Source organism: Robertmurraya dakarensis (assembly GCF_900156875.1).
GTDB classification, from domain to species: domain Bacteria; phylum Bacillota; class Bacilli; order Bacillales; family Cytobacillaceae; genus Robertmurraya; species Robertmurraya dakarensis.
In genome coordinates this window covers 2,882,420-2,906,246 of record NZ_LT707409.1, presented here as the reverse complement: position 1 = coordinate 2,906,246, position 23,827 = coordinate 2,882,420, and the positions used below count along the sequence as shown (strand labels likewise).

At 39.1% G+C, this 23,827-nt stretch carries 25 protein-coding genes and 1 riboswitch; of the genes, 21 read left to right on the top strand and 4 right to left on the bottom strand.

Annotated elements, in window-relative coordinates; genetic code table 11:
- Positions 1-3: 3 nt before the first annotated feature.
- The 9 genes from CZ487_RS22990 to CZ487_RS22950 all read left to right on the top strand — a co-directional run bounded on the left by CZ487_RS22990 (position 4) and on the right by CZ487_RS22950 (position 5,992).
- Entirely contained in the window at positions 4-600 is a 597-nt protein-coding gene (locus tag CZ487_RS22990) for an SCO family protein (protein WP_077214713.1), read from the top strand.
- Between the two features lie 147 nt (positions 601-747).
- Complete coding sequence (locus CZ487_RS22985) at positions 748-2,109, top strand: YheC/YheD family endospore coat-associated protein (protein ID WP_077214712.1); 1,362 nt, start codon at positions 748-750, stop codon at positions 2,107-2,109.
- 117 nt (positions 2,110-2,226) lie between these two features.
- A complete protein-coding gene (locus CZ487_RS22980; protein WP_077214711.1) occupies positions 2,227-2,862 on the top strand; it encodes an FMN-dependent NADH-azoreductase in 636 nt (211 codons plus the stop codon).
- Between the two features lie 145 nt (positions 2,863-3,007).
- A complete protein-coding gene (locus CZ487_RS22975; RefSeq protein WP_077214710.1) occupies positions 3,008-3,310 on the top strand; it encodes a DUF3817 domain-containing protein in 303 nt (100 codons plus the stop codon).
- 136 nt (positions 3,311-3,446) lie between these two features.
- The gene (locus CZ487_RS22970) at positions 3,447-3,743 is read left to right on the top strand and encodes a HesB/YadR/YfhF family protein (protein WP_077214709.1); all 297 of its coding nucleotides are present in this window, start codon (positions 3,447-3,449) and stop codon (positions 3,741-3,743) included.
- A 29-nt stretch (positions 3,744-3,772) separates the two neighbouring features.
- A complete protein-coding gene (locus CZ487_RS22965) occupies positions 3,773-4,615 on the top strand; it encodes a 2OG-Fe(II) oxygenase (RefSeq protein ID WP_077214708.1) in 843 nt (280 codons plus the stop codon).
- A gap of 48 nt (positions 4,616-4,663) precedes the next feature.
- A complete protein-coding gene (locus tag CZ487_RS22960) occupies positions 4,664-4,939 on the top strand; it encodes a DUF1450 domain-containing protein (RefSeq protein WP_077214707.1) in 276 nt (91 codons plus the stop codon).
- Positions 4,940-5,053: 114 nt separating this feature from the next.
- Positions 5,054-5,248 carry a hypothetical protein gene (locus CZ487_RS22955; RefSeq protein ID WP_077214706.1) on the top strand — a complete coding sequence of 65 codons (195 nt, stop codon included), beginning with the start codon at positions 5,054-5,056 and terminating at the stop codon, positions 5,246-5,248.
- Between the two features lie 132 nt (positions 5,249-5,380).
- Positions 5,381-5,992, top strand: coding sequence for a superoxide dismutase (locus tag CZ487_RS22950; protein ID WP_077214705.1), 612 nt, complete (start codon positions 5,381-5,383; stop codon positions 5,990-5,992).
- 22 nt (positions 5,993-6,014) lie between these two features.
- On the opposite strand, the gene CZ487_RS22945 is transcribed toward CZ487_RS22950, so the two are convergent.
- Positions 6,015-6,665 (bottom strand): helix-turn-helix transcriptional regulator, encoded by a 651-nt coding sequence (locus tag CZ487_RS22945; RefSeq protein ID WP_077214704.1) that lies wholly within the window; start codon positions 6,663-6,665, stop codon positions 6,015-6,017.
- Between the two features lie 179 nt (positions 6,666-6,844).
- Here CZ487_RS22945 and CZ487_RS26790 point away from each other — a divergent pair, with 179 nt between their 5' ends.
- From CZ487_RS26790 to CZ487_RS22935, 3 genes are all read left to right on the top strand, one after another.
- On the top strand, positions 6,845-7,012 hold the full coding sequence (locus tag CZ487_RS26790) for a hypothetical protein (protein WP_154676056.1): 168 nt from the start codon (positions 6,845-6,847) through the stop codon (positions 7,010-7,012).
- 438 nt (positions 7,013-7,450) lie between these two features.
- Positions 7,451-8,659, top strand: coding sequence for a threonine ammonia-lyase (gene ilvA, locus CZ487_RS22940; RefSeq protein ID WP_077214703.1), 1,209 nt, complete (start codon positions 7,451-7,453; stop codon positions 8,657-8,659).
- Positions 8,660-8,838: 179 nt separating this feature from the next.
- Positions 8,839-11,265: a Lon protease family protein gene (locus CZ487_RS22935; protein ID WP_077214702.1), complete on the top strand. Its 2,427-nt coding sequence runs from the start codon at positions 8,839-8,841 to the stop codon at positions 11,263-11,265.
- 47 nt (positions 11,266-11,312) lie between these two features.
- Here CZ487_RS22935 and CZ487_RS22930 read toward each other — a convergent pair whose 3' ends face one another.
- Positions 11,313-11,855: an NAD(P)H-dependent oxidoreductase gene (locus CZ487_RS22930; protein WP_077214701.1), complete on the bottom strand. Its 543-nt coding sequence runs from the start codon at positions 11,853-11,855 to the stop codon at positions 11,313-11,315.
- A 198-nt stretch (positions 11,856-12,053) separates the two neighbouring features.
- Entirely contained in the window at positions 12,054-12,545 is a 492-nt protein-coding gene (locus CZ487_RS22925; protein WP_077214700.1) for a QueT transporter family protein, read from the bottom strand.
- Between the two features lie 6 nt (positions 12,546-12,551).
- A riboswitch (PreQ1 riboswitch) is annotated at positions 12,552-12,596 on the bottom strand.
- 176 nt (positions 12,597-12,772) lie between these two features.
- Here CZ487_RS22925 and CZ487_RS22920 point away from each other — a divergent pair.
- The 4 genes from CZ487_RS22920 (at position 12,773) to CZ487_RS22905 (ending at position 17,492) form a co-directional block, all read left to right on the top strand.
- Positions 12,773-14,287 carry a class I adenylate-forming enzyme family protein gene (locus CZ487_RS22920; RefSeq protein WP_077214699.1) on the top strand — a complete coding sequence of 505 codons (1,515 nt, stop codon included), beginning with the start codon at positions 12,773-12,775 and terminating at the stop codon, positions 14,285-14,287.
- A 139-nt stretch (positions 14,288-14,426) separates the two neighbouring features.
- Positions 14,427-15,701 carry an ABC transporter substrate-binding protein gene (locus CZ487_RS22915; RefSeq protein WP_077214698.1) on the top strand — a complete coding sequence of 425 codons (1,275 nt, stop codon included), beginning with the start codon at positions 14,427-14,429 and terminating at the stop codon, positions 15,699-15,701.
- 140 nt (positions 15,702-15,841) lie between these two features.
- The gene (locus tag CZ487_RS22910) at positions 15,842-16,300 is read left to right on the top strand and encodes a MarR family winged helix-turn-helix transcriptional regulator (RefSeq protein WP_077214697.1); all 459 of its coding nucleotides are present in this window, start codon (positions 15,842-15,844) and stop codon (positions 16,298-16,300) included.
- A gap of 1 nt (position 16,301) precedes the next feature.
- The gene (locus tag CZ487_RS22905) at positions 16,302-17,492 is read left to right on the top strand and encodes an MFS transporter (RefSeq protein ID WP_084783355.1); all 1,191 of its coding nucleotides are present in this window, start codon (positions 16,302-16,304) and stop codon (positions 17,490-17,492) included.
- 274 nt (positions 17,493-17,766) lie between these two features.
- Here CZ487_RS22905 and liaG read toward each other — a convergent pair whose 3' ends face one another.
- Positions 17,767-18,624 carry a LiaG family protein gene (liaG, locus tag CZ487_RS22900; protein ID WP_077214696.1) on the bottom strand — a complete coding sequence of 286 codons (858 nt, stop codon included), beginning with the start codon at positions 18,622-18,624 and terminating at the stop codon, positions 17,767-17,769.
- A gap of 219 nt (positions 18,625-18,843) precedes the next feature.
- Between liaG and CZ487_RS22895 the strand changes: the two genes are divergently transcribed.
- The 5 genes from CZ487_RS22895 (at position 18,844) to CZ487_RS22875 (ending at position 23,551) form a co-directional block, all read left to right on the top strand.
- Complete coding sequence (locus CZ487_RS22895) at positions 18,844-19,188, top strand: metal-sensitive transcriptional regulator (RefSeq protein WP_077214695.1); 345 nt, start codon at positions 18,844-18,846, stop codon at positions 19,186-19,188.
- A 26-nt stretch (positions 19,189-19,214) separates the two neighbouring features.
- Complete coding sequence (gene copZ, locus CZ487_RS22890; RefSeq protein ID WP_077214694.1) at positions 19,215-19,421, top strand: copper chaperone CopZ; 207 nt, start codon at positions 19,215-19,217, stop codon at positions 19,419-19,421.
- 81 nt (positions 19,422-19,502) lie between these two features.
- Positions 19,503-21,917: a heavy metal translocating P-type ATPase gene (locus CZ487_RS22885; protein WP_077214693.1), complete on the top strand. Its 2,415-nt coding sequence runs from the start codon at positions 19,503-19,505 to the stop codon at positions 21,915-21,917.
- Positions 21,918-22,105: 188 nt separating this feature from the next.
- Complete coding sequence (locus CZ487_RS22880) at positions 22,106-22,690, top strand: nitroreductase family protein (protein ID WP_077214692.1); 585 nt, start codon at positions 22,106-22,108, stop codon at positions 22,688-22,690.
- A gap of 111 nt (positions 22,691-22,801) precedes the next feature.
- Positions 22,802-23,551 carry a glucose 1-dehydrogenase gene (locus CZ487_RS22875; RefSeq protein WP_077214691.1) on the top strand — a complete coding sequence of 250 codons (750 nt, stop codon included), beginning with the start codon at positions 22,802-22,804 and terminating at the stop codon, positions 23,549-23,551.
- The last annotated feature ends 276 nt before the right edge of the window (positions 23,552-23,827 follow it).

The following is a 23,827-nucleotide window of genomic DNA, read 5'->3' as shown; positions in this document are numbered from 1 at the left end:
GGTATGGGAAAGAAAATATTCTGGCCGTTTTTATTGATTGGTCTTGCTGGATTTTTATGCATCTATTGGTTTTGGCCAAGTGGTGAAAAACTGCCTGTCTTAGACAGAATAGAGAGCTTTGAACTTGAAGATGTCCATCATGATGTATATAAATCTGATAATGGTCAAATTAAATTAGTTGCCTTTTTTTATACCAATTGTCCTGATATTTGCCCATTAACCATGTTTGACTTTCAAATTTTGCAAAAGAGACTAAAAAATGAGGGTCTGTTCGGTGAGTCAGTTGAATTAGTTTCAATCACTTTAGACCCTGAACACGACACAAAACAGGTGATAAGAAACTATGCCAGGGCATTCGAAACAGATCCAGCTGGCTGGAAATGGTTAAGGGGTTCAACAGAGCAAACAAAAGCAGTTACGAAGGAATTCCAAATGCAATACCGAAAAATCGAAGGGGATTTTTTTACGCATTCCGTGACCATGTATTTGATTGACAGCAATAACCAATTAAGAGCTTTATATGATATGGCTAATGCCAAAAAACCAGTTGAAAAGGAACAGATTCTAGCTGATATTAATGAGTTAGTGAGACAAAATTAAAAAAGATTATATAGCGACATTACTGCTTATAGCGGTAATGTTTTTTGTGGTTCCATAGAAGAGTTTTTATGATATTGGCAAATGTACTCTGTGTTACATACTATACATGGATCCTATTTTATACAGATATGGAGTGCTTATTTCTTTATGATAAAAGTTATTTATACGTCCTCCAAGAAAAGAAAAAGTACAAATAAGGTTTGGACTATCTCAGGTGAAGAAGGTCTTCCTATTGTATATTTAACAAATACTTTTCTAAAAAAATATAACATTAAGTCTAGATTCATATTTATTAAGTTCGGGAGCTGGCTCCAAAAGTTTAGTGTATACATTGATAATTCGTTATCTGAGAATGAAATTGGCCTGATCAAGAACAACCATTCTTTTAACATACCTGGAAACTTGTTTTTAAACCTAAAGGTGGAGAGGGATGTACTGCATATCGGTCCATACATTGGATTAATTGTAAAAAAGAAAATGGAACGTTTATCAGTTGATACATTAAATCATTATAAGATGCTTTATCGATTACATGAGATGAAAGGTTATCACATTATTTTTTGTTGTATCGATTCCATAGATCTAATGAATAAGGAAATTACAGGCTTTTACTGTATGCCAAATGAAAAAGAGAACACATCAAGATGGGTAAAAGGGACATTTCCTTTTCCTGATTGTGTGTTCAAAAAAATTAGGATACCAGAAAAGATTGAACTGGAACTAAGGAAGTCAACTGATGAAAGGTTATTTAATACAAACTTTTTTACTAAATTTGAATTTTGGGAAGCATGCTCGAAACATAAAGAGGTAAGAAGTATATTACCTGAAACGAAAAGGTTTAGATTAATCGGGGATCTTAGAGAAATGCTTTATAAATTTGGAACGGTCTATCTTAAACCAGCAAAAGGGATGCAAGGAAATGGAATCTTTGTTATTAAGGAAGAGCAGGATGGAATATCGATTATTAATAAAAGAAAGGATAAAAAGACATTTCCGTCATTGTTTGAGGTTATGGAAGAACTAAAGAAGATACTTCCAAATAAAATTTATCTCCTCCAACAAGGAATTCCCAGCGTATATAGAAATAAACATTTTGATTTTAGATTGTATTTTCAGAAAGATGCCCAAAAGAATTGGGTATGTCAAGGGACGATTGGCAGAGTGGCGCAAGAGAATAGCATCGTTACAAATTTAGACCATCTTGCCCATATAGCCACCGGAGAAAAAGCACTTCAGATTATATACAAAGTCGATGATGAACAAGCAAGGCGGATTATAAATCGTACCATTAAGGCTTGTAAAGCAATCTGTCAAATTTTAGATTACAATTTGGGACATTTTGGAGACATAGCGTTGGACGTAATCATAGATCAGGATTTTAAACCATGGGTATTAGAAGTAAATAATCTCTATGGGAAAAAGAGTTTATATATAATGAAAAATGAAGAATTAATCTCGACACTTTATAAAACACCGCTCACCTATGCAGCAGCTTTAAGTGGTTTTTAGAAATTGTTATGTGATACATGACGGGCATCCAATCACTTCCTTTGACAACGTTAATATATTCATATATTATTAATTCGAGATAATTAAATTAACAAGATTAAAGGAGATTTTAATATAATGAAAAACGTTTTAGTTGTAAAAGCAAATAACCGTCCTGCTTCAGAAGCAGTTTCTAGTAAGATGTATGAAACATTTATGAACAGCATTGAAGGTGTTAATGTAACAACTTTCGACGTGTTTGCTGAAGATATGCCTTATTTTGGCCAAGATTTATTCAATGCTTTTGGTAAAGCTGAATCAGGCGAAGAAATGACAGACGTTGAACAACGTATTTTAGCTGCAAAGAAAAAAGCAATGGATGCATTATCAGCAGCAGATGTTATCGTTTTTGCGTTCCCATTATGGAACTTAACAATCCCTGCTAAATTACAAACATTCATTGACTATGTATATCAAGCTGGTTACACATTCAAGTATGATGAAAATGGTCAATTAGTTGGCTTAATGGGAGATAAGAAAGTGGTTATCCTAAGTGCTCGCGGCGGCATTTACTCTACACCAGAAATGGCTCCACTTGAAATGTCTGCAACCTATGTGAAAAATATCTGTGCTGGCGTATTCGGTATGGAAGTAATCGATGAAGTTATCATTGAAGGACATGCAGCTGCTCCGGATCAAGCGGAAAATATCATTGCTGAAGGCCTGGCAAAAGTAGAAAAAGCAGCAAAGAATTTATCAGCAGTACTAGCATAATTAGACATCAAAATGAAGGTGCAGTAAAGTCGGCCACGATTTTACTGCACCTTTTTAATAGTAGAAATAACTAAAAAGTTCATACATAAAATGATATAATGCTGTTTATGAAGACTACTATTATTACTAAAAAGATGGTGATTATGTGTTAAAAACAGCGATTGGGCGTTTTCGGTTTTTCGGGCATATTGAAGGGGCATCTCTATTAATCTTATTGTTTATTGCAATGCCATTAAAATATGGTGCGGGACTGCCGGAAGCAGTGAGAGTGGTTGGCTCCTTGCATGGATTTTTCTTCATTCTCTATTTATTCGTGATTGCTTATACAACGTTTAAGATTAGGTGGTCATTTAAATGGGTTGTAAGTGCTGTCGCCGTTGCCTTTATTCCTTTTGGCAACCTGGTCCTTGACTCTTTCCTAAAAAAATCTTCTCACATTGAACAATAAACAACCTTTGTAAAATCCACTGTGCATATTAAAAACAGTGGTTTTTCATTTTTAGCTGGTTCAGAACAAATTAAATAATAAATACCATTTTGCAGACAATAAAGAAGACTAATTACCAATAGGAGGAAAATTAATCATGAACATACATATTAGTGACAACGCGATAGAATGGTTCAAGGATGAAATGGATTTGGAGGCAGGCGATAAAATTAAGTTTTTTTCAAAAATTTATGGCACCAGCCCAGTACAAGAGGGCTTTAGCCTGGGATTTACAAAAGATCCAGACCCTATTAATGTCGTGGTAAGTACCGAGGTGGAGGGCATTCTTTTTTTCATTGAAGAAGGAGATTTGTGGTTTTTTGATGAACATGATCTCTATGTGGAGTACAATAAAAGTAGTGATGAATTAGAATTTGATTATAAAAAGCCATGACTTCGCAAAGGTTAGGGGAGGGGATCTGGATGACAAAAATAAAACAGCTGTCATCTGAGCTGAGAGATTGGATCATTCAAACATTAAAAACGGGTGTAAGCCCGGTTGCGATTGCTGATGCTTTGATTAAAAAAGGCTTTGATCCAAGGTTTGCGTACGAATCGTTATTTAAAATTGTGGGAAATGAACAAATTAAGACGACGGAAAGTACTGAAATTCCATATGAGTATGAGGTACCGAGTATTGGTCAAAAAGGCAATATGATCACCACGGCTGACCGTGATATTAAGGTGCTTTCTAGAATTGAAAAGCCATTCACACTTCATTTAGATAACGTCCTTAGCATCGAAGAATGTGACGAGCTTATCTCCCTTGCGAAGGAACGTTTACAACCATCTCGAGTTGTCGACCCTAATACTGGAGCAGAAAAAGTAGTCCCTGGCAGAACAAGTAAAGGCATGTACTTTCAAATAAGAGAAAATGAATTCATTGAGAAGATTGAAAAAAGAATAGAAGAGATGACAAACTTTCCTATTGAAAATGGAGAGGGCCTTCAGGTGTTGAATTACGAAATTGGAGAAGAATATAAGCCGCATTTTGATTTCTTTCCACCAAATAAGATTGACAGAGATAAAGGCGGACAGCGGGTCGCTACTTTATTAATCTACTTAAATGATGTCCCTGCCGGCGGAGAAACGGTTTTTCAAAAAATCGGTCTCTCCGTCGTTCCAAAAAAAGGAAGCGCTGTCTATTTCCACTATGGGAACAGCATAGGTCAAGTGGATCGATTATCCGTTCATAGCAGCATCCCGGTGCAAGAAGGGGAAAAGTGGGTAGCGACGAAGTGGATTCGCGAAGGGAATATTTATTAAGAGTCATCTTCAGTCGAGACGTAAAATTCAAAAAGGATGTTATCGCAAGTGAAACTTTTTCATAAATTACGACAGAAAAAACAGAACGTAACAGTAGAATTTTGTGAAAAAAATCTTGACCGTTTTTTAACGAAAGAGAATTTCCCATCTTATGATGCATTTTTGAAGGGGAAAAACATTACCTATAAAGAATATCAATGTCAAAGCAGATGCGAGGAATGCAAGAACTCTCCCTATGCAATCGTCGATGGAGAGTTTATAGCTGCTAAGGATAGCGAAGAATTATTGGATCATTTAAAAAGATTGGCCGAAAGCAAGAATTGATTGGTCTTACCTGCAAACTGGATGGTTACTACAGATTAGATTAACTTGGAGACCTTTTTTTAAAAGAATAGTAGAATGGTAAGAAGTATAAATACAATCTAAGAGAGGGGTTCCATGAACGTACTATATGCATTGGTAATCATCATCGTTATTATATCCATCGTTGCAACACTGCTTATAGCTGGCAAGGGTGACGAAGATTATAGCAAATCTACAAAAAGAAACACGACTAATTTAACGATGATTTATGTTGTTATTATCACCATATCTTTAATTGCTCTTGGGATTTATATTAAATTATTCACTTAAAGTCTAATAAGAAGCTGATTTAGCAGGTCAGCTTCTTATTAGAATCTATTTTTATACTTTTTAGTTGAAAAAGTTAAAATTCTAAACTATAATCAAAATCGTACATAGATTATTATTTAGGAGGAATTACCAATGGCTAAATACGAACTACCTGCATTACCATATGCAAACAACGCACTTGAACCACATATCGATGAACAAACGATGATGATTCACCATGATCGCCATCATGCTACATACGTAAACAATTTAAATGCAGCACTGGAAGGTCTAGATGAACTATCTAGCAAGAGCGTGGAAGAGCTAATTGCAAACCTTGATGAGGTTCCTGAGAACGTACGCACTGCTGTACGTAACAATGGCGGCGGACATGCAAACCACAGTCTTTTCTGGACAATCCTTGCTCCAAATGCAGGCGGAGCTCCAACTGGTGAAGTGGCAGAAGCCATCACTGCAGCATTCGGAAGCTACGATGCTTTCAAAGATCAGTTTGCTAAAGCAGCGACAGGCCGTTTCGGTTCTGGCTGGGCTTGGCTGGTTGTCGACAATGGCGAGCTTGCTATTACGAGCACACCTAACCAAGACAGCCCATTAATGGAAGGCAAGACGCCAATTCTTGGTCTTGACGTATGGGAGCATGCTTACTACTTAAAGTATCAAAACAAGCGTCCAGATTATATCAACGCATTCTTTAACGTTGTGAACTGGGATGAAGTAAACAAGCGCTACCAAGCTGCAAAATAATTAAAAACAACAAAAAACACTTTTAGGATGTTCCTAAAAGTGTTTTTTGTTTGAAGTTTATAATAAATTTACAATGATTATCGCCATCTGTTTTGCAGCTGACCCTGCGGACGTTGTCTGTGTGAAGAACATTCTGCAGCATTTGCGTCTCGCATTGGCATGCTGTTTTGAAAGTATTGGCAACAGCAAGGATCGGGCAATTATGTTCAACAAGTTCATAGACATCTTCATCGATGAGTGAAACATCCGCCATATAGCCTTTTTCATTTTGGATGGTGACAAGCTCATTGATTTTTTCTACATTCGTTTTATGTGCGATCCGCTGTGAGTATTCTTTTGTTAATCTTTCTTCTCTTTTATTAAATAATTTTTCAACCGCATCGTCTCCGTATAAATCCTTGATATCATACAGGAATTCCAGTGTGATGCCTTCATAATTTTTTGGGAAAGATTTTTCAGCTTTTTCCGTTAAAGAATAGATTTGCAGAGGCCTGCCCATTGCTTGTTTTAACTCTGAGGCTTGTACCAGGTGATCCTTTTGCAGTGAATCCAGGTGTTTTCTTACGGCCATATGTGTAATGTTCAGACGCTGTGTCAAATCATTTACCGCTAATGAAACTTCCTTTTTCAGCAAATCAAGAATTTTGTCCTTCGTCGTCATCTTCATGGTCATGGGTAGAAACACCTCGATTCTCATTTTAAAAAGTTACCAATCTCACGAACAAAGTTTCATCTTATTATACTTGAAAGTATAAAATATAAAAAGTGAAAATACTTCCTGTCCACTATCATAACCGCTTCTATTTTGCGCAAAATATACCAATCCGTGGTGTGCAGGAAGGAGGGGTAACCTTGAATAAGAAAGAGAAAAGTTCTTCCCTTACCAATAAAAATGGGACAGTAGAGGCGAATCAGTCACAAGATGTATTAGAAATCAGTTCTACTGGGTATGGACTAGAATCTGTTGACAACTCTGTCGAGCAACAAAAGGAAGATCCAGACTTCTGCGGCGGTCTATAGAAAAAGGAAAAGATCCATCATGTTATTTCATGATGGATCTGCAGTGTGGACAGTTAATTTCATCATCTGATCGAAATTGAATTTTCTTGAAATCTTTGTCGCAGAATGTTGGAAATACATGGTACTTTAAGCCGCATAAACAATTATTTTGATCTTTTACAATATGCCTTAAATTGGATTTTTCACTATAAAAAGTAGGATAAATCAACGTGACAGTACACCTTTCTTAAGCTGTATTAGGCAAATTAGGAAAGGGCGTAATTCTAGATAGTAAGCAGAGGAATACTGCTGCGAAGTTGTTTGAAGTTTGCCTAAAAGAAATCTTAGCATATTTTGTCGAATTTTGTAAAAGAGTCTTTAGTGCTAATTCTAACCTCTTAGTTTAGAACTGAATAACATTTCCTCCGCTGCAAAAAATACCAAAAAAGGGGGATTTCCATGGTTTCATATGAAGATATATTAAAGGCGCAAGAAAAAATGATCGGCATTGTACATAAAACACCATTGGACTACTCAAAAACCTTTAGTGAGTTTTCCCATAACGAGATATATTTAAAGCTCGAAAATCTTCAGAAAACAGGATCCTTCAAGGTGCGGGGCTCTTTCAACAAAATGACTTCTTTAAGTAAAGAAGATTTGGAAAAAGGAGTGATTGCGGCTTCTGCAGGAAACCATGCTCAGGGAGTTGCTTACTCGAGCAGCATGCTTGGGGTTCCTTGTACGATTGTGATGCCAAAAGGGGCTCCGTTAAGCAAGGTGCAGGCTACGAAAGAGTATGGAGCAAATGTGGAGTTGCAGGGAAATGTATTTGATGAAGCGCTGGCGTATGCCCTGGAATTAAAGGAAAAAACAGGTCGTTCTTTTGTTCATGCGTTTGATGATGAGGCTGTGATAGCAGGGCAGGGGACGATTGGTCTGGAAATCATCGATCAGCTCCCAGATGTCGATGGTATCATTTGTCCGATTGGCGGAGGCGGTTTGATTGCAGGGCTCGCCCTGGCCATTAAGGAAAAACACCCCAATATAAAAATCTATGGTGTTGAAGCAAAGGCTTGTCCAAGTATGGCTTTTTCACTGCAAGAGAAGAAACCGATCATGATTGATTCTGATCCAACAATGGCAGATGGAATCGCCGTCAAAAAACCAGGGCAATTGACCTATGAAATTGTACAGAAGTATATTGATGATATTTACACAGTGGACGAAATGGAAATTGCGAGAACGATGTTAATGCTGCTTGAAAGAAATAAGCTCCTGGTGGAAGGCTCCGGGGCGGCTTCACTTGCAGCGCTGCTTTATCAAAAGCTTCCTATAAAAAATAAAAAGATCGTCTCCATCATAAGCGGAGGCAATGTCGATGTAAACTTCATCTCTAGTATTATCAAAAGAGGGATGGTAGAGGCCGGACGGTATACAAGATTCAATACGATCCTGCAGGACAAGCCTGGATATCTTGAAAAAGTGCTAAATGTGATTACGGGAGAGCAGGGAAATATTATCAATATTAATGTAAATCATATGGGCGAAACGATTTATCCCGGTTATGTTGAATTAGTCATCTCCGTTGAAACGAGGGATCAAGAACATATCGAAGAAATTTATAGTGCATTAAAGAAAAAAGGCACAATGGTTCAAATGCTTAAATAACGAAAGCACTCCTAGCAGAGTCAGTCAGACCCAAGGGGTGTTTTTTTTTGCGAAATTTGTAGATATTTAATGAACAATTGGTAAAAAGGAAGGGGAAGGAATTTAACTTAGCGAATTTTGTAAGAATAGAAAGAGTTTATAGCTGCTAACGGGAAAAATAGGAAGTGAGGAGATTCCAATTGAATAGAGAAGAATATGAAAATGTATTGAACACGCATCGTGTGCCTGTCTCGCAATTAAGATCAGAATTTGATCCTAGTAAGTTACCTTTCACAACAACTGCTGAGATGGAAAAACTCCCTAACGAGATGATTGGGCAGGAACGAGCTGAGCAGGCAATGGACTTTGGCTTAACCGTTGAACAAACGGGATATAATCTTTTTGTGGTAGGTCCGGCTGGCACGGGGAGAATGACGTATGCTCTGGATAGTGTTGAAAAGAAGGCTAAAACAAGAGCAGTTCCAGAGGATTGGTGTTATGTTTATAATTTTGAAAACCCTGACATGCCGCTTGTGATTTCTTTTCCAGCAGGCCAAGGACAGAAATTTCAACGTGAAATAGAATCATTGCTTGTTGAAATAGAAAGTGAGATCAGAGCTTATTTTTCAAGTGAAATGTTTGAAAAGAATAAGCGTGCTATATTGGATTCCTTTCGGGAAAAAGTAGATGAGCTATGGGCCCAAACAGATGGATTTGCTTCAGAACAGAATTATAAGATTGAAAGAACGCAAATGGGAATTAATACAATCCCTCTTCGCTTTGGCAGACCCATGAGTATGCAGGAGTATGAACAATTGTCTCAAGTTCATAAAGATTTATTGAAAGAAAAAGAGAGACTGATTGAGGAAAAAATCCAGGATACCGTTCATCAAATTCGCAAGATGGATGAAGAATTAAGAAAGCAAGTAAATGAGTTTATGAAGAAGACAACCTATGAAGCGGTTAACGAGCTTTTCTTGCCTCTAAAGGAAGTTTATCGTGATCATAAAAAGGTCCTTTCCTATTTGGATGCGTATTTTCATGATGTGGTTGAGCATTTCTTCTTTTTCATCTCTGATGAAAACGAGGAAGATAATGTCATGAGTGCTTTGATCGGCTCAAAAGAGCAGCAGCTTCATCGCTATACCGTCAATTTATTTGTTAACAATAAGAAACTAGCTGGAGCCCCAGTGATTTATGAAACAAGTCCAACTTATCAAAATTTATTTGGGAAAGTCGAATACCGAGGACAGCTTGGGAGCTGGGTGACGGATTTTACTTATATTAAACCAGGAGTACTGCATGCAGCGAATGGAGGTTATTTAATCCTTCAGGCCGCAGAATTGCTGCAGCATCCAAATTCTTGGACAAGATTAAAACGCGCTCTTCAAAATGGTAAAATCCAAATCGAAAATCCTTATGAAGAAAGCGGTGCATTTCCAGCTAGTGCCATTAAGCCAGAGCCCATCCCGCTAAATGTCAAAGTGGTGATTATTGGTTCTTATTATATATACGATCTTCTCTCCGGTGTTGACGAAGATTTTCACAAGCTCTTCAAAGTAAAGGTCGAATTTAATACCGTTATGAAGAAGGATGATGAAAATAGCTTAAAGATGGCACGCTTTGTAAAAAATTATTGTGAACAGCAAGGACTGCTGCCATTTCATCAACGAGCCATCGCGAAAATGATTGATTACAGCTCTCGATTGGTAGAGGATCAGTCAAAGCTGACAACGCGTTTTCATGACATAACGAAGCTGCTCGTAGAATCAAGCTATTGGGCAAAGAAGAGCGATGCTCGCTTTGTTGATGATCATCATGTATTAAAGGCTCTTTCTGAGCAGGTGCAGCGATCTAATTATGTCTCCCAGCATTATCGGGATTTAATTCGAAATGAAACGATTATGGTGGATACATCCGGATTTCGTATTGGTCAGATTAATGGATTAGCGGTAATGGGGACGAGAGATTCGGTATTCGGTATTCCTACAAAAATTACTGCACAGACGTTTGCCGGGAAAGCGGGGATTATGAATATTGAAAGAGAAGCGGCTTTAAGCGGACAGATCCATAATAAAGGATTAATGATTTTAACAGGCTATTTATCAGGAGAGTTTGCTAAAAATAAACCACTACCGCTGTCGGCCAGCATCACCTTCGAACAAACATATTCGCCTATTGATGGGGACAGCGCTTCAAGTACGGAATTATATGTTCTCTTTTCATCACTTGCCGAAGTTCCGATACATCAAGGAATTGCGGTTACAGGATCGGTAAATCAATGGGGAGAGATTCAAGCAATTGGCGGTGTAAATGAGAAGATCGAAGGCTTTTACGAAATTTGCAAGGAAAAAGGTCTTACAGGGGATCAAGGAGTAATCATTCCGAAGCAGAATGTGAAAAACTTAATGCTTCATTCAGAAGTAGTGGATGCAGTATGTCATGGACGATTTCATATTTGGGCAGTCAGCCATATTACAGAAGGAATTGAAATACTGACAGGGATTCGAGCTGGAAATATTCGCGGAGAATCTTGTGATTTTCCTGAAGATACGATTTTTCAAAAAGTCGACACCCGTTTTAAAAAAATATATGAATCAGCATTAGCAGCTAGTAATCCATCATAGCATAGAAGGAAAGCGGGTCGTATTTTCGGCCCGCTTTTTGCTAAAACCTATCCATGCATCTTCATGGCCGTTTCGGCGATTAATTTACCATAATCTCTGGCAAGCTGCATTTCAGCGTCATTCGGTTTGTTCATTGGTGCTTCCTTCGATTCCTCCGTAGGAATGGAAGCTGTCGCACCATAAGGGTTTCCGTATTGTGCACGGTCAGGTGTGATTGGACCTGTATTGGATACGACGACCATCCCATGGTGGAACATAGGCGTTTGCAGCGCACGGCAAACATTTTCCACGCCGCCATGCTGAGTAGTAGTCGTCGCGAACACACCGCCTACCTTCCCTTGCAGTGCTCCAGTTGCCCAAAGACCTCCAAGTTTTGCTAAGAAAGTTGACATTTTAGGATTTGGTTCACCAAAGATTCCCCCAGATCCCCAAATAATCCCCGCCGCTTCTTTCAGTTCTTCAGGATCTACATCATCTACCGATTTATAAATGACCTCAGCGCCGTTGACCTGCTTTGTACCATCAGCGATGGCACCGCCTAACACTTCCGTATGGCCAAACATGCTCGAATGCAGCACATAAATTTTCAATTTTCGTGTACCCCCTTTGATGAAAAATCAAAATACGTATATATTTTTCGTCCGATAAAGGTTTTCATACATGGGAATAATACGGAAGAGAAGGCAGCTGTTTTCCAAGTGTGGCGGCTGTTAGCATTGTGTATAGACAACGGCTTATTTTTGAAAAATAAAAAAAGGCCCAATTCAAGTTCTGGGCCTTACGAAACTCTATTTACTCATTAACTGATCAAATCTTATGCGCTTGTTCAGCGCGATCATAACTGGGATACCCACTGCCAATACGACGAATTCACCGACTGCTGTAGTCAGCCATGTGAACATAAACGGGAAACCAAGTGCAAGATTTAGTTCAAGTGCGATCAGCCACATCATAAATGTAAACACAACCGTATTGATCGTCATTCGAAGCCAAATGTTCTTGACGTAACGGCAGAGAATGATCGTAATCGTTAAAGAAAGTATCGAATGACCCACTCCAAAGATTAAGTCATAAGCAACCATTGGGGAAAAGAGCAAATTCGTGATAAAAACACCGACGACGATTCCATATGCATAATTTTTGTTGAAAACGACGAGATGATTAAACATTTCTGAAACACGAAATTGTATTTGCGAAAACCCAAAAGGCTGAACCAATGCTGAAACAGCAATATACAGAGCTGCTAAAATCGCATTCGTTACAAGTGTTTTAATATTCATAGGTACCTCTCCTTAGTTTTTTATCGTGGGATGGTTACGAACCACGTGGACTGTGCCAAAGAACATATTTTAATATAAAGAGATTAAGAGAGCAATAGTAAATTGATTCCTAACAGAGAAGAATAAAAAAGTAAATTTTTTTTGAAAAATAAATTATCAGAAGATATTTACTATTTAGAGTATTCTGTGCTTTAATAAGAATAGACAATTTCCCAGGAGGTGTTTGGATGAACATTGCTCATGCTCTTGAGAGGCATGCATATATTAATGAGAACAAAACAGCAGTAATTTTCAAAGAGAAAGAGTATACATATCAACAAGTAAATCAAAAAGTCGATCAATTTGCACATGTATTGCTTTCACATGGTGTGAAAAAAGGCGACAGAGTGGCGATTTGGCTTCCCAATGGGATGGAATTTATTTATAGTTTCTACGGTATTTTAAAAATAGGAGCATTGGCTGTGCCTATTAATTATCTATTTAAAGAAGCAGAATCTCAATATATTCTAAATCATTCAGGAGCAAAGGTTCTTTTTACAACAAAAGAAAAAATGCCGCTGTTAAATGGTAACGCTTCCAAGATGGGGGTCTTGGAGAATATCTTAATCACTGATAGCGATCATCGTGTTGAAAAACCGTTCACAGCTTTAACATCGCTGCTAGAAAGTACCGCTGGTAATTTGCCAGCTCTAGACCTTTCTCCTGATCACGGTGCCTGTATTTTATATACATCAGGAACGACTGGCAACCCTAAGGGTGTTGAACTGTCTCATTATAATTTGAATACGAATGCAGAATTTTATGCTGATAGCATTGGCCTTACACAACATCATTATGGTGCGATTGTTACACCGCTATCGCATTTACTCGTTTTAATGGCCGGTCTCATTTTGATTTTTATGAAGGGCGGCAAATTTTATCTGTTTGAAAAGTTTAGTACGACGGGCGTTGCTGAGAAAATCAATCAAGAAAGAATTAATTTCTTTATCGGAGTTCCCGCGATGTACTATATGTTTCTCAATATGCCAGAAGTACCTGAGTACGACTTATCTTCACTGGAAATCTGCATTACAAGCGGAGGTCATATGCCGCTTGAGGTGCGAAGAAACTTCGAATCCCGCTATAAGACGACGACGTTACAAGCTTACGGGCAGACAGAAAGCTCACCGGTTATCACTGTGGATATGCTAAATCGGAAGCGCAAGTTTGATAGCGTTGGATACCCTCTCCCACATCTAGAGGTGGGAATTGTGAATGATGACAATCATCTTTTACCTGCCAATCAACCGGGAGAAATTGTCGTGCGCGGACACTGTGTGATGAAGGGATACTGGAATAATCCGGAACAAACGGAAAAGACGGTTGTCGACGGCTGGCTGCATACCGGAGATATTGGAAAAATCGATGAAGATGGTTATTTGTATCTGCTAGACCGCAAGAAGGACTTGATTATTGTGGGCGGCTATAATGTCTATCCTGTAGAAGTTGAAAATCTGCTGTATACCCACCCGGCTGTTCTTGAAGCAGCGGTTATTGGCGAGCATGACGAACGCCTTGGTGAAGTTCCGAAAGCTTTCATCGTGGTAAAAAAGGGCATGACCCTTACAGAAGAAGAGATTAAAAGATTTTGTTTAGAAAAGTTAGCAAAATATAAACAAATTCAAAAGGTAGAGTTTATCGATGAAATTCCCAAAACACCGACAGGTAAATTGATGAAGCGAAAACTTAAAAGTCTTATGTGAGAAAGAAACATGATTTATTTTAGCAATGGTTATGTTGAAGCTTTTTTTGTTGGCTGTGCCGTCAGGGATCCCTTACGAGGCAGCTGCAGCTACACAAAAGGCTTACGCAAAACCTTAAATAAATAAAGGGGGAGCTAGAATGAAGGTTAAAAAACTTTACCTGGGTTTCATTATCACATGCATCATGGCGCTAGTATTAGCGGCATGCAGCGGGGGGGGAGAACAAAGTTCTTCATCTGAGGGAAATAATGAAGGAAGCAATGAAAGCAGCACAGAGCTCGCACAAGGTGTATCAGATGATGAAATCTTAATTGGACACCTGGGCCCGCAAACAGGACCAGTAGCCATCTATGATTTAATCAGAAAAGGAATCGACTCACACTTTAAATACGTAAATGAAAATGGAGGGGTCAATGGACGACAATTAAAGCTTGTTGCCTATGATGACCAATATCAGCCTGCAAAAACCGTTCAGGTGGCAAAGAGATTAGTAGAAGAAGACAAAGTATTTGCGATGCTGGGGAATGTATGTACACCATGTAACACCGCGGCAAAGGACTACTATGTCGATAAAGGCATTCCGATGATTCTAGTTAGTACTGGAGCGAAAGAATTTGTAAATCCGCCAATCAACAATTACTTTGGTTCAAGTATCATGAACTACCGCGTTGAAGCAAAAATTTTCTTAGATTATGCTGTCAATGAACTTGGTGCTAAAAAAATCGCTTTGGCTTATCAAAATGATGATTACGGGAAAGAAGGCTATGAAGGAGTAAAAGAAGCAATCGCCAATTATCCAGATGTTGAAATTGTCGAAGAAGTAACGTTCATAGCGACAGATACAGAATTCAGTTCCCAAGCACAGAAGCTTCAGCAAGCTAATCCAGATGCCATTTTAAACTTCTCAACACCTAATCCAGCAGCAAACTTGAAAAAAGCAATGCACAAAATCGGATTTAAAGACGCTGCCTATATCGTCTCATCTGTAGGAGCAAATGATAATAATCTCTTTAATTTAGCTGGTGAAGATGTTTGGGAGGGCACTTATACTGGTGCAACATTCCCGATGCCTGAAATCGTTCCAGATGATGAAGAAATGCAGTTATTTGTTGAGCGTTTCAGCAAGGATTACCCAAATGATCCAACAGCTGGGTTTTCTCAAGTTGGCTGGGCAGCCGCTCAAGTTTTTGTAGAGGCACTAAAGCAAACAGGTGACGATTTGACATGGGATAACTTCTTATCCTCATTCAATACATTTGATAATTGGCAAGGTTCGATTTATGCAGGTGTGACGTTCTCAGAGGATAACCATTATGGCTTGACTACGATGTTTATGACACAAGCTCAAGATGGTAAAATTGTGCCAATCACAGACCCGAAAACGTTTGATCCGGCAACAGGTGAAGTAAAATAAGCTATTTTATAAAAAAACGGAGTTTGCTTTATAGGCATGCTCCGTTTTTATGTGTGATAAAGTAGTTTGTATACAAATTATATTTACACAAATAATATTTAGAGATATAATATGTAAGTCGGATAAGGGAGGGCTTCACAATGAAAATAACATTAGATAAATCGATTGGAGCTGCAACAGTACGGCTCAGTAAGAAAGTTACGAGGATTATTAATCATCATCTCAAGCCTTACTGTATTACTACTGAACAATGGAGCGTCCTCCGCACCTTATATGAATGCGATCATATTACCCAGAAGCAATTATCGGAGCGATCAGATAAAGATCAAGCGACATTAACGAAAATACTAGACCTTCTTGTGAAAAATGGGTTTGTTGAAAGAATACCCAACCCAAACGACCGGCGATCTTTTTTTATTAAAATCACCGAAAAAGGAAGTTCCCTTTCGGAAGAATTGATTCCTTTCCTTGAAAACATTTATGGAATTATCATCGAAGGAATACCAGATGAAAAATTAACCATTTTCCAGGAAGTATTAGTATCTTTGGAAGACTCGATACAACATCTTTTAGACCATCAGACAGAAAGAAGGAATTAATTTGAGTAAATCAACTAAATTATGGACAGGTAGGTACGTAGCCATTGTGTTGATGGCTTTTTTATTTTTTGTATGTGTCCAGCTTTTAACCGCAGGATTTCCAGCTTATATAACGGATGTGAAAAATAATCCCGCACAGGGCGGGTTAATGACAACGGTGTTCATGCTTGCAGCGATTGTGACGCGGCCGTTAATTGGCTATCTCATTCATAAAATGAATATGAAAGTGATGAGTTTGGCCGGCTTGGTATTTGTTGCTGTTACCATCGGGTTCAGCTATGGGCAAGATTCTGTTCCTTTATTACTATTTTTACGAGCTTTACATGGGATTGGTTTTGGGATTTTATCTACGATTCTTTCAACGATGGCAACCAATATTATTCCAGCAAACAGGCTGGGAGAGGGAATTGGCTATTATGGACTGGCAACAAGCATTGGAACAAGCTTGGCTCCGATGATCGCCTTGTCCTTGCTTCAGCTATATTCTTACAATCTATTAATCATTGTTTCTGTGCTGCTTACTATCGCGACACTAATCATTAGCTTTTTTACAAAAGCACCTAAGAAAGTAGAACAAAAGAAAGAGAAGAAAGACAAGGTTACCTTCAAGGAGTATGCTTTTGATAAAAAGGCCTTTCTACCCTGCTTGCTGACCGTCTTCTTTACCGTTTCACTAGGAGGCGTGATCAGCTTTTTAAATGAGCTGGGAAAGGAAGCGCATATTGAAGGATCTGTCGCATTCTTCTTTTTAATTGTCTCGATCGTCATGGCAGCTGTACGTCCTTTTTCAGGAAGAATCTTTGATAATTATGGTCATAAAGTAATTATCTACCCAGCGGCGGCCAGCGGGATCATTGGTCTTTTCCTGTTAGCTATAACGAATAACACCGCAACCTTGCTTATTGCCGCATTCTTCTATGGAATTGCATACGGTGTCCTTACCCCGACACTGCAGGCCATTGCCGTCAGCGCAGTGAGAAGAGATAAGCAGGGGACAGCCAATGCCATGTTCTTTTCCGGAATGGACCTTGGGGTAGCGATCGGGTCGACAGGATTAGGACTGCTAGCTTCTTATACGGGCTATCACTTCATCTATGGCTTCTCGATTTTGATTTTAGTTTTACTTCTTCTGCTGTATACATTTGTTTTTGTGAAAGGGGAAAATGGATCACATATTGTTGAAGAAGGATAACAAAGAATCCGGGATAGGGGGAGAGTTTCCCCCTAATGTATAGAGAGGGAGCTAAAGAGCAGATATAGGGGGAGAAATTCCCTTTAATTTCTCTAAATAAAACAAAATCCAGAGATTTGGATCACATAAACGGAAAAACTCCCTCTATTTTTAGGGAAATATGTGTATTTCCCAATTTAAGAGGAATTTTTCCGTTTATTTTTCATACACAGGGAAATTACTGCATTTTCGCACTTTTAAAAAGAACCTGGAGCTCTGCCCAGGTTGATCCTTTCTAATAGACTCTTACATTTCCGCTAGATACCTCGATCTCAATAGGGTGTGTGCCTTTCCCGTGACTTCCTTCAAGAGTGCGTTGATCTTGTTTGATGATTTCTAAAGGGAATTCACAGGATATATTCCCTGAGGTGCTTTCACCATTAAGGGTAAAATCGGCATCATCAGGCAGATCTAGAAAGACGCTGCCGGAACTAACATCGACCTGAACAGAATCTGCCAGCTCCTTCATTTTTACTTCTAGTTTTCCAGAGGATAGATCCGCTTTTAATGCACCTGTATACTCTCCTATGAAGATGCTTCCAGAACTGATATCAATATCGCTCTTATCTGCAGTGAGAGAATTTATTGATAGATGTCCAGAAGATCCATCATGTTCAAACTCTTTAACAGATAGATTTTTTAAAGCGGCTTTCCCAGAACTCATGTCAATGGCAAGTTTGTCTAATTCATAAGGCTGTGAGGAAGACTTACCAATTAAATGGACATTGCCAGACCCGATTTCCACATCAAGTTCCTGATTATAGTCTTCTGGTATAAAAACCTTCACATCACCACGGTTGAAAAACGGAAACCACTGCAGCCAGTTTTTTTCGTATGTGATGGCAATCGTGTCTTTGTCCTTATGGATCTGTACATTGCCTTTTCCATCAAGATTGACTTCTAAGTTCTTTCTGCTTTCAGGAAGGATATTGACATTTACTCCCGAGACATCCAATTCAATGGTTTTAATTTCATCCGTAATTTCAGCGGCTGTATCATTTTTTCCAAAAATGAAATCAGTAAGAGCTGTAGCAGATTGAAATAAAATATAGATGCCGACAAGAGCAAGAAAAATAATCATGACTCTTTTCATTATTTTCGCCTCTTTCATGGTCCACTTTATGTATACTGTAACATGCATAGAATCTTCCATCATTGTTCTATAGAAGGAATTACCACTAAGACTTCAGGCTGATACATGTAAGTTTTGTCCGAAATATGACAAAATAAAAATTGGGCAAAAAAATGTTTATTTAGTACTTTACATAGGGTAGAGGGGTATGGTACATTATTTTCGAGGAGGTTGTTAAATATGGAGATGAATGATCCGCCAATCAAAGATCCTCATTGTGATGACAACTGTTGTGATGGATCTGTAAGAAAGAGCCATCATTCAGAGAAAACAAAGAAGAACTTAGTGACGAGACTCAATCGAATTGAAGGTCAAATCCGCGGCATAAAAGGGCTTATTGAAAAAGATACTTATTGTGATGATGTGATTACTCAAATTTCAGCAACAACGGCAGCACTAAACGGAGTCGCTAAAATTTTATTAGAAGCCCATATGAAAAGCTGTATTGTCGATCGCGTTCAAGAAGGCGACCATGAAGCAATTGATGAGCTGCTAGTCACCATTCAGAAGTTAATGAAAAAATAAATCTATTAAGAAAGAAGGAATTTATGATGGAACAAGTTACGTTAAATGTAAAAGGAATGTCTTGCGGTCATTGTGTGAAGGCAGTTGAAGGAAGCGTTGGAAAGCTTGATGGAGTAAACGAAGTCAAAGTAAATCTTGAAGATGGAACAGTGGCAGTTGCCTTTAATGCTGATGCTGTGTCAATTGATAAAATTAAAGAAACGATCGACGATCAAGGATATGACGTTGAGTAACAGAAAAAACGTGCTGCGATGAAGACAGCACGTTCTTTTGAAAATATATTATACCCACGGTGGGTATGAGGGGTAGATAATATGAGTGGCAGTAAAGAAACCAATATGCAAATAACCGGTATGACTTGTGCAGCTTGTGCTACTAGAATCGAAAAAGGGTTAAGAAAGTTAGATGGGGTCCAGGAGGCAAATGTCAACTTGGCCTTGGAGAAATCTGCGGTTAAATACGACCCTGGGGTAACAAATATTGAACAAATTCAAAACAAGATTCGTGACTTAGGCTACGATGTTGTGACCGAAAAGGCGGAATTTGAAATTACGGGAATGACCTGCGCCGCTTGTTCAGCGAGGATCGAGAAGGGCTTAAATAAACTGAGCGGCGTAACAAATGCAAATGTGAATCTGGCTCTTGAAAAGGCTTCTGTCGAGTATAATCCTTCCGAGATTTCTGTACAGGATGTAATCAAAAAAGTACAGGACCTTGGCTATGGTGCGAGCGTGAAGGAAGATGGAAATGGTGAAGCCGTCGATCATCGCCAAGCAGAGATTAAAAGGCAGACAACAAAATTTATCTTTGCTGTGATCTTTTCATTGCCGCTCCTTTGGACGATGGTTGGTCATTTTGAGTTCACGTCCTTCTTATATGTCCCAGAAATTCTGATGAATCCATGGGTGCAGCTGGCTTTAGCAACGCCTGTTCAGTTTATCATTGGAAAGCAGTTCTATGTCGGAGCCTACAAAGCTCTGAAAAACGGCAGTGCGAATATGGACGTACTGGTAGCACTAGGTACTTCGGCAGCGTATTTTTATAGTCTTTATTTAACACTGCAGGCTGGCGGAAGCCACGGTCATATGCCTGAACTATATTATGAAACAAGTGCTGTCTTAATCACACTGATCATTCTTGGTAAGCTTTTTGAGGCAAAAGCAAAGGGGCGTTCTTCAGAAGCCATCAAAAAGCTGATGGGGCTCCAAGCGAAGACAGCGATTGTCGAACGTGATGGAGTTGAAAAAGAAATCCCATTAGAAGAGGTAATAGAAGGGGATATTTTTCATGTAAAACCAGGGGAAAAGATACCGGTAGATGGTATCATCACAGACGGTCAATCAGCGATTGATGAATCAATGCTGACAGGTGAAAGTGTACCCGTTGATAAAACAGCTGGAGACGAAGTAATTGGGGCTACGATCAACAAAAACGGCTTTTTAAAGGTGAAAGCGACAAAGGTTGGGAAGGATACAGCCCTTGCGCAAATTATTAAAGTGGTGGAGGAAGCTCAAGGGACAAAAGCTCCGATCCAACGTTTGGCTGATAAAATTTCGGGCATTTTTGTACCGATTGTGGTCGGGATTGCTATTGTGACCTTCTTGATCTGGTACTTATTTGTTTCACCAGGAGACTTTGCTGAGGCTTTGGAAAAACTGATTGCCGTTCTAGTCATCGCCTGTCCTTGTGCTTTGGGACTTGCAACGCCAACGTCGATTATGGCAGGATCGGGACGCGCTGCTGAATACGGCATTCTGTTTAAAGGCGGCGAGCATTTAGAAACGACGCAAGGTATTACAACGGTTGTCCTCGATAAAACAGGAACGGTTACAAACGGAAAACCAGTACTAACCGATGTTGTCGTGGCAGATGGTTTTAGTGAAGAACAATTGCTTGCGAATGTTGGAAGCAGTGAGAAGAAATCAGAACATCCTCTTGCTCAGGCAATTGTGGAAGGTGTTACAAACAAAGGTATTGAATTAAAGGATGTTACTGATTTTGAATCAATCACAGGCTTTGGGATTCGCGCAATAGTGGAGGGAACCGAAGTTTTCGTTGGTACAAGAAAACTGATGGTCCAAAAAGGAATCGATGTTACAGAAGCTCTAGTGAAAATGACTGCTTTTGAAAAAGAAGGCAAGACAGCGATGCTAGTCGGTATTGATGGGAAGTTTGCGGGAATTGTTGCTGTCGCTGATACAATTAAAGACACTTCTGTCGCTGCCATTAAACGATTAAAGGAAATGGACCTAGAAGTGATTATGATTACTGGTGACAATCATGATACAGCGGCAGCAATCGCAGCCCAAGCGGGCATAGACCAAGTGATCGCCGAGGTTCTGCCTGAAGGAAAAGCGGAAGAAGTGAAAAAATTGCAGGCTGCCGGCAAGAAGGTAGCGATGGTTGGGGATGGTATCAATGATGCGCCGGCTCTCGCTGTAGCAGATATCGGAATGGCGATTGGTACAGGTACAGATGTGGCGATGGAAGCAGCGGATATCACTTTAATCCGAGGCGACTTGAACAGCATTGCAGATGCTATTTTTATGAGTAAGAAGACGATGCAAAACATCAAACAAAATCTGTTCTGGGCTTTTGGGTACAACACATTAGGAATCCCGATTGCCGCCATCGGCTTCCTTGCTCCATGGCTTGCAGGTGCAGCAATGGCCTTCAGTTCAGTATCCGTTGTTCTGAATGCCCTTCGTTTGCAAAAATTAAAGCTATAATCTGGTTTGAAAGGCTGCTGGGATACCCCCGCAGCCTATTTACTTTGTAGGTTATTTTATGTCTGTTAGAATATTTAGTAGAAAGCCGAGTGATGGGCTCTTAACTCCGCAAATAGAACCATTTCATAACCAAAATCATATAAAATATCAAAAGGAAATAACTAGTAAAGTTGATCGGAGGAACCAAAATGGATGCGTTGGAAGCATTACGAACAAGAAGGAGCATTGGGCTTGTTTTAGACAAGGTGGTACCGGAGGAGTTAATTAACCAAGTGTTGGAAGCTGGGACTTGGGCTCCAAATCATTTTAAAACACAACCATGGCGATTTTTTGTGTTAACAGGCGATGGGAGAAAACCGCTAGGAGAAACTCTTGCCAAAATTGCTGCACAAAAGATGGATAATCCGGAAACAGAGGAAAATCAGCAAAAGCTGGCTAAAACAAAGGAGAAGTCACTTCGCGCTCCCGTTGTCATCGTGGCTGCGGTTGAACCTAGCGATAACCCGAGAGTGATAGTAAAAGAGGAATATGCTGCGGTCAATGCGGCGGTGCAAAATATGTTGTTAGCAGCACATGCACTCGGTCTCGGGGCCATTTGGAGAACAGGAGAACCTTGCTATCACCCTGAAATGAGGAAGCTGTTTAAACTGTCAGACAAAGGGGAAGTTTTGGGCTTTATTTATATGGGCTACCCAAATATGAATCCTCCTGCGAGAAAAATAAAGCCTGTCAGTGAAGTAACAAGATGGTTCAACACTGAAAATGATTTCTAACTACATCGAAGTTTCCCCCTTTTGCTTTTAACAATAAGAGGCGAGGGGGATTATTTTGTTTTATTAGAGGAAAAGCAGGTACAATAATAAAAAAAGGATGGTGAAGATGGTATGAGTTTTAATGATAAAGTCATTATTGTGACCGGCGCCGCAAACGGGATTGGACAAGGTGCAGCGAAAGCTTTTGCCGAAAAGGGAGGCAGTGTCGTTGTTGCGGATTTAGATGAAGAAAAAGGAATGAGTGTTGTCAAATCCATTCAGGAGCAGCATGGAGAAGCAGCATTTATTAAAACCGATGTTAGAAAAGAGACAGATATTATTAAATTAATGGAATATACAAAGGAAGCTTATGGGAAAATAAACGTACTAATTAATAATGCCGGAAAAGGAATGTTCAAATCGCCTTACGATCTGACACTGCAGGAGTGGGATGATATCATACAGACGAATTTACGGAGTGTCTTCCTATGTTCGAGAGAGGCAGCTAAATACATACGTGAAAATCAAAATGGCGGTGCCATTGTCAATATTGCTTCCACACGTGCAATCATGTCTGAGCCGAATTCTGAAGCTTATGCGGCTACAAAGGGAGGGATTGTTGCGCTGACTCATGCTCTTGCAGCATCGTTAAGCGATGATAAAATCCGCGTTAATGCGATATCTCCCGGCTGGATTGAAACCGGAGACTATTCTCAGTTAAAAGAAGAGGATCATGCTCAACATCTCTCGAAGCGCGTAGGAAAACCTGCTGATATTGCCAGAGCCTGTTTGTATTTAAGCACGGAAGAAAATGATTTTGTGACAGGTATTAATCTCGTCGTTGATGGAGGAATGACAAGAAAAATGATATATGAGGAGTGAATGTTTTTTAAAGTTGGAAAAGCATTATTTGCATAATAAAAATAAGAAATTTATATATATTATGTGAACATTGTTAAAATATATTGACACAAGATAATGATAATCGTTATCATCATAAGTAGAAGGTTTATATTTTTTGAGATTAAGTGAAAACTATTCTCATTACAAAACCATAATTGATAGAACCTATGAAAAACAGCATATGGGACAAAACAACACTGCTTATAGGTTTCTGGATATTAGCAAGAACGAAATCCAGTCCTTGGATTTTACTTT